This is a genomic window from Pelorhabdus rhamnosifermentans (genome assembly GCF_018835585.1).
GTDB classification, from domain to species: Bacteria; Bacillota; Negativicutes; order UMGS1260; family UMGS1260; genus Pelorhabdus; species Pelorhabdus rhamnosifermentans.
Genome location: NZ_JAHGVE010000004.1, coordinates 228,901 through 239,016, shown reverse-complemented (window position 1 = coordinate 239,016; position 10,116 = coordinate 228,901). Strand labels below are relative to the sequence as shown.

The 10,116-nt window shown below is 39.2% G+C and carries 10 protein-coding genes; 3 read left to right on the top strand and 7 right to left on the bottom strand.

The window, feature by feature from the left end; genetic code table 11:
* Positions 1-149: 149 nt before the first annotated feature.
* The 3 genes from Ga0466249_RS07255 to Ga0466249_RS27725 all read left to right on the top strand — a co-directional run bounded on the left by Ga0466249_RS07255 (position 150) and on the right by Ga0466249_RS27725 (position 2,615).
* Positions 150-566, top strand: coding sequence for a MaoC family dehydratase (locus Ga0466249_RS07255; RefSeq protein ID WP_215828768.1), 417 nt, complete (start codon positions 150-152; stop codon positions 564-566).
* Between the two features lie 209 nt (positions 567-775).
* Positions 776-2,503 carry a methyl-accepting chemotaxis protein gene (locus Ga0466249_RS07250; protein ID WP_215828767.1) on the top strand — a complete coding sequence of 576 codons (1,728 nt, stop codon included), beginning with the start codon at positions 776-778 and terminating at the stop codon, positions 2,501-2,503.
* Entirely contained in the window at positions 2,469-2,615 is a 147-nt protein-coding gene (locus Ga0466249_RS27725; protein ID WP_215828795.1) for an HPr family phosphocarrier protein, read from the top strand. The genes Ga0466249_RS07250 and Ga0466249_RS27725 overlap by 35 nt, the downstream gene beginning before the upstream one ends.
* A 130-nt stretch (positions 2,616-2,745) precedes the next feature.
* Here the strand turns inward: Ga0466249_RS27725 and Ga0466249_RS07240 are convergent, their stop codons facing one another.
* From Ga0466249_RS07240 to Ga0466249_RS07210, 7 genes are all read right to left on the bottom strand, one after another.
* On the bottom strand, positions 2,746-3,132 hold the full coding sequence (locus tag Ga0466249_RS07240) for a CGGC domain-containing protein (protein WP_215828766.1): 387 nt from the start codon (positions 3,130-3,132) through the stop codon (positions 2,746-2,748).
* Between the two features lie 676 nt (positions 3,133-3,808).
* Positions 3,809-5,473, bottom strand: a complete 1,665-nt coding sequence (gene hcp / locus Ga0466249_RS07235; protein WP_215828765.1) for a hydroxylamine reductase — start codon at positions 5,471-5,473, stop codon at positions 3,809-3,811.
* Positions 5,474-5,847: 374 nt separating this feature from the next.
* Positions 5,848-6,810 (bottom strand): sulfite reductase subunit C, encoded by a 963-nt coding sequence (gene asrC / locus Ga0466249_RS07230; protein ID WP_215828764.1) that lies wholly within the window; start codon positions 6,808-6,810, stop codon positions 5,848-5,850.
* Between the two features lie 15 nt (positions 6,811-6,825).
* Positions 6,826-7,620 (bottom strand): anaerobic sulfite reductase subunit AsrB, encoded by a 795-nt coding sequence (asrB, locus tag Ga0466249_RS07225; RefSeq protein WP_215828763.1) that lies wholly within the window; start codon positions 7,618-7,620, stop codon positions 6,826-6,828.
* Complete coding sequence (gene asrA, locus Ga0466249_RS07220) at positions 7,607-8,629, bottom strand: anaerobic sulfite reductase subunit AsrA (RefSeq protein WP_215828762.1); 1,023 nt, start codon at positions 8,627-8,629, stop codon at positions 7,607-7,609. Before asrA ends, asrB begins: the two co-directional genes overlap by 14 nt.
* A 263-nt stretch (positions 8,630-8,892) precedes the next feature.
* The gene (locus tag Ga0466249_RS07215) at positions 8,893-9,651 is read right to left on the bottom strand and encodes an SDR family NAD(P)-dependent oxidoreductase (RefSeq protein ID WP_215828761.1); all 759 of its coding nucleotides are present in this window, start codon (positions 9,649-9,651) and stop codon (positions 8,893-8,895) included.
* Positions 9,652-9,692: 41 nt separating this feature from the next.
* Positions 9,693-10,100 (bottom strand): arsenate reductase ArsC, encoded by a 408-nt coding sequence (locus tag Ga0466249_RS07210; RefSeq protein ID WP_246588532.1) that lies wholly within the window; start codon positions 10,098-10,100, stop codon positions 9,693-9,695.
* Between the last annotated feature and the right edge of the window lie 16 nt (positions 10,101-10,116).

Genomic DNA, 10,116 nt, shown 5'->3' with positions numbered 1-10,116 from the left:
CTATCTTGGCCGTAAAACAGGTAAAGGTTTTTACGACTACAATAAATAAGCTTTGATGATTTTTCAAATGAAGGAGTAAATCCCATTAGTTAATGAAATAATTATAAAAATTAATTGAATTTTCGATAAAAAAAGGTGGAGGATTTTTTATGGCACAAGATATTAAATTTGCTGATATCCAAATTGGGGATACAGCCAGTTTATCTAAGACGATAGCAGAGCATGATGTGTATACCTTTGCAGGGATAACAGGGGATTTTAACCCGGTACATATTAATGAACAGTTTGCTAAAGATACAATGTTTCAAGGACGTATTGCTCATGGTATGTTAACGGCTGGTTTTATTTCTGCTGTACTTGGCACAACTCTCCCAGGAATTAATACTATTTATTTAGGGCAAGAGTTATCATTTAAGGCCCCGGTAAGAATGGGCGATACGATTACTGCCACCGTCGAAGTGATTGAGAAAAACGAAGCCAAACATCGTTTGGTTCTAAAAACAATAGTTACAACTCAAACCGGCGTTGTTGTTGTTGATGGAAAAGCCTTTGTAATGAAGAAATAAGAACTGATATAAGGAGTCTGATAAGCAGGTATGAACGATTAATAACATTGTGATGACTGACAACTGACAACGTTTTGTACGGTGTCAGTTTTGTTTTCGGGGAGCACTTGGTATAGAGAGCGTTTTTGCAATTAATACAAGCAAGGTCATATTTCCGAAAAGTTTTAGTATAGCATAGATTTCAGGAATTAAAATAGGAGAGGTTTAGTATGAAAATTGGTACAAAAATCAGCCTGGGACTCGGATTTATCATGATGTTGCTATTAGTTTTGGGATTTAATTTTTACTTTGCTGCTCAACAAAATACTACTAGTATAACCGCCATCGAAGAGGCGAACGCCAGAGCGCTTTTAGCATCAAAAGCCGAAAATTTATACACTGGAGCTGTTCTCGAAATCAGACGGTTCATCGCCGATGGCAATGATAGCAACCGTCAGGGGTTTATAGAACGAATGAACACCGTTGTGGAATTAGAAAATCAGATTCTTGCTAAAGCTTCGCCGGAAAAGAAAGCGTCCATTGAGAAGCTTATTAGCGACACTAATACTTATTACGCAGGTGTTAGGGAGCGACTTATACCAGCACTAGCTGATGGACATGCAGCTAAAAAGAGCGGGGATACTGCGCGCGAGGCACAGGATCAATTGATTAGTAGTGCTACTACCAGAGAACTAACACCATTCGCCCAAGAGCTCCAAAAGGCACTATCAACCATCGTAGAAGATAACTCTAAAATCGTTAAAGATCAAGTAACCCAATCCAAAGAGAATGCATCAAATGCCCGTACTGTGTCGATCACATTGACAGGGATCATATTTCTTATAGGAATCACGCTCAGTTTAAGCCTCACCAAGATGATCATCAAACCTGTAAAAGCTACAACCACCTTTCTTGACCGTATGGCTGAAGGTGACTATGAAACTGTCATAAATAAGGCACTTCTTTCCCGTAAAGACGAATTTGGAGAAATGGGCCAGTCATTGGCCAGTATGCGCAGCAGTATGCGCGATCTTATTGGTCAAATGTTAAGGCAATCCGAATTGCTAGCTGCCTCAAGTGAAGAAATGACTGCTAGTGCCGATCAATCAGCTCAAGCTGCCAACCAAGTTGCTATTTCCATTACCGATGTAGCCAAAGGTGCAAAGCAGCAACTAAGTGTAGCCAATGACACAGCCGTTGTTGTACAGCAGATGTCAGCAAAAATCCAGCAAGTTGCTGCTAACGCCAATGAGTTAGCCACGCAATCCGCTCAGGTAGCTGAAATAGCGAACCAAGGTAACAAATCGATGGATAAAGCGATAAAGAAAATGAACTATATCGAAGAAAATGTTACCGCCTCCGCTGCACTAGTAGCTAAATTGGGGGAAAGGTCTAAGGAAATCGGTCAAATTCTCGATACTATCACTGGGATTGCCGGGCAAACCAATTTACTGGCCTTAAATGCCGCCATTGAGGCAGCTCGTGCGGGTGAACAAGGGCGTGGTTTTGCTGTAGTAGCAGAAGAAGTTCGCAAGCTTGCAGAACAATCGCAAGATTCCGCCGAACAAATCGCCACACTAATTGGTGAAATTCAGAGTGATACAGACAAAGCTGTAGTAGCCATGAGAGATGGCACTCTTGAAGTCAAGCTAGGAACAGAAGTAGTCAATGAATCAGGACAAACCCTTTTAGAAATTTCAATGCTGATAACTCAAGTATCTGGACAAGTAAAAGAAATATCTTCAGCCATCGATCAACTGGCTATTGGCACTCATCAATTTGTTGGCTCAGTAAAACAAATTGATGAGTTAAGCGAAAAGGCAGCTGAAGAAGCACAGACGGTATCAGCTGCAACCGAAGAACAATCGGCATCTATGGAAGAAATCGCTTCATCAAGTCAAGCGCTGGCTCAACTAGCTGTAAATCTCCGCGATACTGCTAGCAAGTTCCAGATTTAATCCCAAAATAGGACAGCTTTTTATAAACCCATCCGGACTGCACGCGCGTCCAGCGGCTTATTTTACCCAAACAGCAGGAAAACCTTGTGTATTCCTATTTAACTTCCGATAACTATAAATTATCGGAAGTTAAAGAAATAGCTAATTTTATTAGTAATAGCGCGATTAACTTCCGAATATTCCTTTGGCGGTTGAGAATAATCGATGGTTTCGCTAATCGCGAAATCTATTAATCGTTACTATTAATAGATTTCTTTATCCTCTTTCACACTTATTTGCTCTGCAATTCCGCGCGGCGCAAGAGAAAATATTGTATCTTTTCTCTTGCCATTTTCCGCCCCATGGGTGTATCCAACGACATAAAAGTGTTCTCCAAGACGCTTTGCCAAGGTTTCATAATTTGATGCCTTTCCCCGCATACAAGACGACAAATGCACCACATCCACACCGTTCTTAATCATCGTCTCGATTTTATGATCAATGTCTCCTCCAGCGTGAGAAAAAGTAACAAGCTCTATCTTGCCCTCATATCTCCCAAAAGCGTCCTTTCTCTGAAAAAAAGCGTTAAGACAACCTCTACCTGTACAACGTTGCATGGTTTCTTCCCTGACTAGTATAGCAATTTTCATAATTCACCTCATATTTATATTCAGGACATGTGGGGACATTACTAGAATTTTCTTATATATATTATGTTCTACGATAATGTGACCATATGCAATGTAACCCTCGAAAGGTACTACCGCATTGGCATATTCCTCGCCCGTTTAACCTAGTACAAAACTCTTCCGTCCCATCATCATAATTAGTATTTTTGTTAACACATATGGAATTTTTCAACGAATATTTTTTTGAATCACTACTCTCATTTTTGTCTATACCAAATTGGCAAAACCAGTTCCATGCTCGCATTCCGCTCTCACTTCCTAAAAGGCTTAGCATAATTAAGATAAGTCTACCTCTAGGAAAGACAACTGTCTGTGATGCAAATCACGAATTGCTGCATAGATAACAAATTCTGATGACGCTCATGTTTCAGGATTCGCGTCATAATTAGAGCACTCAATTAGTTGTCTTAATATCCATGCGCTATGCTAAACGAAGTACTAGACGATATACTCGCATTACCGAAAGGGGGCTAGAACCCTTTTCTTTCATGAGTTCCAGTCCCTTTTTTAGTCTTTACTTTTTGGACACCCTCTAGTTCATTATCAATAAAATCCGTTATCATATAAACATAGACTCCTACTATTCAATATAAAAATCAGAATAGTTTCAATATTCTAGGCGCTTATTCCGATTATGTTATGCCTTTAGTGCATTCGCTCCTAAAATTGCTTCAATATCTTTTTCAGCAGTTGAAACAAGTTTGATTTTAAATTTTTCTACCAAAGTTTGCAGTACGTCAGGAGTAAAGAAAGCAGGAAGTGTGGGACCGATATAGATATTGTGAATATCGAGAGATAATAGCGTAAGAAGTATAGCAACTGCTTTCTGCTCATACCAGGATAGTACGAGTGTAAGAGGCAGCTCATTTACGCCACAGTTAAATGCTTTGGCTAAAGCAACGGCGATACGAATTGCAGAAAACGAATCATTGCATTGCCCCACATCAAGCAGTCGGGGAAATCCAGCCAACGTACCAAAGTCTTTATAATTAAATCGGTATTTACCGCAAGCTAACGTAAGCATCAAGGTATTGTGGGGAGTTTTATCGGCAAAATCGGTGTAATAACTTCTACCTGGCCGAGCACCATCACAACCGCCAATTAAGAAGAAGTGCTTGATTTCACCTGATTTTACAGCCTCTACAATCTTCCCTGCATTGCTAAGGACCGCATGATGCCCAAAACCAACAGTAATCTTGCGTTCAGGTTCATCTTCTTTGAATCCTCTAAGTTCCAAAGCCTTATTGATAATGGGTGTAAAATCTTTACGACCATTGTGTTCCTCGATATAAGGCATATCAGAAAAACCAACGATACTTGTTGCGAATATCCTGTCGCTGTAGCTATCACGCGGCGTCATTAGGCAGTTTGTTGTCATAAGGACACAACCGGGTAGATTGTCGAATTCCTTTTGTTGATTCTGCCATGCAGTGCCGAAGTTCCCAATCAGATGCTTATGTTTTTTCAGTTCAGGATAGCCGTGGGCGGGTATCATTTCGCCATGGGTATAAATGTTGATACCTTTACCTTCTGTTTGCTCTAACAATTGTTTAAGATCTTTCATGTCGTGTCCAGAGATGACGATGAACGGCCCCGCCTTTCTGGATATGAGTATTTCTGTGGGTTCTGGATTACCATATTCACCGGTATTAGCTGCATCAAGCATTTCCATGCACTTAAAATTAGTCTTGCCAAGTTCCATACATAAGCCTAGCCAGTCAGGCACGCCTAATGATTTATCTAATGTAGCTGCCAGTCCTTTGAAGAAAAAATTTCCTACTTCTTCATCTTTCTTTCCAAGCACTAGGGCGTGGTGAGCATAGGCTGCCATGCCTTTAAAACCATAAATTAGCGTTTGCTGTAAAGACCGGATATTCATATCCATGGATTGATCCGTCATAATGCCAAAATTTTGGGCATCCTTGAGCATTTCTTCCTTAGTAGCTGGAGCCACATAATCTGCTTCCGCTGGTGCAAACTTAGCTTTGTCACCTAACTGTTCCTTAAGTTGAGATTTAATTTTGTTGGATTCTTGTATATAGCTCACAAAACGTTCAGGATCAAAGTTTACATTGGTAAGGGTAGAAAACATTGTATCCATGACAAACTTGTAGGTAAGAGTATCAATTTTTCCGCCAGCTTGTATAATTTGCCAACCATAATAACCGATTCCCTTTAAAGAGTGAATAAGAACATCCTGTAGACCTGCAACTTCGGGGGTTTTACCGCATACGCCCATTTTTACGCAACCTTTACCGCCTGCGGTCTGCTCACACTGATAACAAAACATCGCATTTTCCATATTAAAGATAAACCTCCCTTTTAATATATATTTAGCAATATTATGTATCACTTGTAAAAATACTATCCTTTTATCTGTACATGTAATTAAACTGTTTACAACAAAACCAATACAAATGGCAAAAAACAGATTACTACAGTTTAACCTAAAAATGGCATCACCGACATACCGATGACACCATTTTGTACATAGCTTCAATTAACATAAAAAAGGAACTCACTCTATATCATTTTTAACATCAATTAGTAACTAGTAACATTTTAAAATTATCTATAGCATTTAGACCATGCGGAATGTTAGCGGGCATTACGACTAACAGTAGCAACTTTTTAGACTAGATTGTTGATATTTTCTCTACAGAGTTGCAAAAATTATCAATATTTAATACCTTTCCAATAAATAGGCGTGCATATTTCCGCGATTGCTGGCAAATGAACATCTTTCAAAACCCATTTTTTGAATTCTTCAAAACCCGTTCTGTCCACAATGTACCCGATATGTTCTTTACCTCCGGGCGCAAATGGATCTATATAATTTTTCACATAGTCGTAGGTATTGCAGATGATTTTGATAATACTATCTTCATCTGCCCATTTTATAAAGTCTTCGCCCAAACGGGGATTTTTCTTACCGGTTCTGCCGAAAATAGTTAAACGGAAGTACTTTTCATGGCTGCGCGTCCAAGCCCCAGTTGGACAGTTCAAAACACACTCACCACAACCAATGCACTTCTTGGCATTGCGCATTACCTTGAAGTTTACGGTTTCCAAAGCACTTACTGACTTTTTAGTACAGGCTTTTACGCAGGCACCACAACTAACACAACGTTCCTTATCATATTGAGGCGAAGTCATCCCCATAATACCAAAATCATGCATTCTTACTTTGGCACAATCATTAGGACAACCTGTAAGAGCCACCTTAAAATGCAAGTCATTTGGAAAAATTTCCTTTTCAATTCTCTTTGCAAATTGAGAGGTGTTATAACAAGCGTAAGGGCATACATTGTTTCCCACACAGGCTGTAACATTTCTTGTACCGGAAGAAGTATACCCTTGTCCCCAAGCTTCTTGATTAATATCCAATCCTGCGATAATGGGCTGAATTAGTTCATTTACCCTAGGTATATCTTCAAACTTAATACCGGGAATTTCAAATCCCTGCCGGGTTGTAATATTTACGATACCGTTGCCATAGGTTTCTGCAATATTTTGAATCATCCCTAAATACTTTGCTTCCAAATAACCACCTGGAACACGAATACGCGATGCAGTAAAACCTCTATGTTTTGTCACTCGAAATGCATTCTTTTTTATTTTTTTGGTATTAACGTCCATTTGATCCCCCCCTTTCTAATCAAATAATTGACGGCCTTTTACAAAATTGAATACAGGGCCGTCCAGACAAATATAGGTGTCATCAGTTTTACAATGGCCGCATTTTCCTATGCCACAGCACATCTTTCGTTCATAAGAAATCCAAATATTATTTTCTTTAAAACCTCTTTCTAGAAGTCCTTGTGTAGTAAACTTCATCATCATTGGTGGCCCCACAACAATTGCGACTGCTTTATTGAAATTTTCAAAATTTAACTGTGGAATATATTGAGTAACTAAGCCAGTTTTACATGTAGTATCGTTTTCCGCATTGTCTACAGTCAAAATCACATTCATTTTTTTCTTCCAGAGACCAAAATCTGTACTAAATAAAACATCCTTTGGTGTTTTAAACCCTGCTATTAAAGTCATGTTTTTTGTTTCTTCCCTGTGACTGCAAAAATAATCGACAATACCTTTTACCGGTGAAAGGCCAGTTCCTCCGACGATAACTACAAGTTCTTTCCCTTTGTAGTTATCTATGTCAAAGCCATTGCCGTAAGGACCGCGCATGAATAATTTATCACCAACATAATGCTCAAAAATTTCATGGGTAACCTTACCGACGCGGCGGATGGTCAAATCTACGGTGCCATTACCAATACCGCTTACTGATATTGGAGCTTCGCCATACTTAGGGATTGATACTTCAAAAAACTGTCCCGGTTTCACATTTCCCTCATAAGTAACACGAAAGGTATATTCAATATCCGTGTGTTTAATAACATCCCGAATCTCAGTCAGGAAAGGAATGTACTCATTTGACGGCATTTAATGACACCTCCTTAACTGCTGCACCCAGCTTATTTATGGAATTAGCAAAAGATATATACTCAGGACAAATATCATCGCAGCGTCCGCATCCTACGCACATATGATAGCCGTTGCGCTTTTTAAAATCATACACTTTGTGAAGTACTTTAAAACGCATTCTCTGCCCATTCTTTTTGCGGTAAGAACCGCCGCCAGCAACATCAGTAAAGCCATCCACCATACAAGATGCCCATACACGACGCCGTTCTCCAACTTTTCCGTTATCTGTGTAGAATATATCCTGCATAGTAAAACAGGTACAGGTGGGACATACAAAATTGCAGCGCCCGCAGTTAATACAGCGGCTGTCATACTCATCCCACATTTTCGAGTGTGCGATATCCGGCGTGATTCCATCCGGTATATGAACATGCGTCTCATTTTTGGTTACATAGGAAGGAATTACAGCAGGCGTTCCAATACTATGCGCAGTAAATAATGTTTTCCACGCATCATTATGATTATCCACAAATATTTCACCGTTCTTAAATTCAAGGTAAGCATCATAACTGTCGACGCTGTTGGTTCCCATGTCGACACAAAAACAGTTTTCAAAGGAATGCTCACAGCCAATCAAGATAAACTTTACTTTATCCCGCAGGCGTTTATAATAGTAATCTTCAGAGCCGTTTTCAAGATAAATTGCATCCAGCCGCTTCACAGCATTAAGATCGCAGCTGCGCAATAAAATAACTGCCCCTTTTTTCGGAAAATCAGCTTCTTTTACCATATTCTCGGTAAAAAAGAACAACGTCTGCGACAAAGGCAGCAATACCTCCTTAAACGAGTAATCCGATTTACGGTCAAAAATAATTTCTTCAACTGTATGGATTTCTCCGTAACGGATGCGATCAGTATCCGAGAAATTCCCCCCACCCTTAAAAAGCTTGGGAGCATAGACGATATATTCTTTCGACCATTCATTTAATACCTGATTGAATCCATCCTTGTCTAGACAATAGCCCATGTTTACACCTCTTTCTTTTTTGATATGTGCATTTGGAATGGCAATGAAAAGAATTGCAGCAACCGTATCTTCTAATGGACAAGACTAAGATTATAGAAATATCAGCTTCTCCAAATACATAAGCGACTTCTTCTAGTTCAAATTTTAACAATCTGATTATATAATAAGACAAAAAAAACTGCCGTGATAAACATCACGGTAGTTTAAAATATTTTGATAATTCATCGCAGTCTCTTACAATAATAAGTATACATAAACAAATGTTAATCCTTTGCAATACTATATCCACCATCTACAGGAATAGATGCTCCCGTAATATATTTTGCCTGCTCAGAAATTAAGAAGAGTACTGTTTGAGCGATTTCCTCGGGCATAGCAAATCTTCCAAGCGGAATAAGTTTTTGGCGTAAAGCTTCCCCATTAATATCGGTAATATGTTTTTTTAAAAGATCGGTAGAAGTCCTGCCTGGTTCAATTGCATTAACAGTTATTTGATAAGGAGCTAATTCAACAGCCATTGCTTTAGTTAGCGTTCGAACGCCAGCCTTTGACGCTGCATATGCCGCCATACGCTTTCCTACAAGACTAGCCCTCATACAAGCAATATTTACGATGCTACCACTTTGATGATTCTCAACCATCCATTTGGCCGCTGTCTGCCCCCAAAGGAAGGTTCCTTTTAAGTTCACATCCATTGTTTTATTCCATTGATCTTCCGTCATTTCAAGAAACTCTGCTTTTTCCATTATACCCGCATTAGAAACTAATGCATCAACACGACCGAATTTTTCAATACATCTTTCCAGTGCCGCATCAACGTCGCTCTTTATAGTAACATCGCCGACAAAAAAATCAGCTTTATCAGTTGTCAATTCATCACGAACGGCTTGTACCAGCTTATCCTCATCACGATCAAATAAAAAAACATGATAACCGTTATTTGCCGAAGTCATGGATAGGACTTTCCCAATTCCTGATGCTGCTCCTGTAATAATTACCACGCGTTCACATCTATTGCACATAACAGTTGTATCTCCTTATCGAATTTATCAAGCGATAGGCTTTATTTAAATGCAGTCATGATCCATTCTTTTATTTCATCTCTAACACGTCGTACTCCTTCCATAATTTCATCATCTGTTCCTGTAAAACTAGATGGATCGGCAAAACTTTGGTGTATTTTCTTTCTTCCTCCAGGAAAATAGGGACAACTTTCTTGGGCATGATCACAAACAGTAACAATATAATCAAAATCATCATGAAGAAATTGATTCAAACTTTTAGCGTAATGGCTAGATAAATCCACTCCCATCTCTGCCATGGCTCTAACAACATAAGGATTAAGTTTTCCAGGTAAAGTTCCTGCACTAAATGACTCATAGCGATCTCCTTTTAGAGCGCGTAACAACGCTTCGGCCATCTGCGATCTTGCCGAATTATGTGTACAAAGAAATAGAACTTTTTCTTTCAATGTTATTCCTCCAATC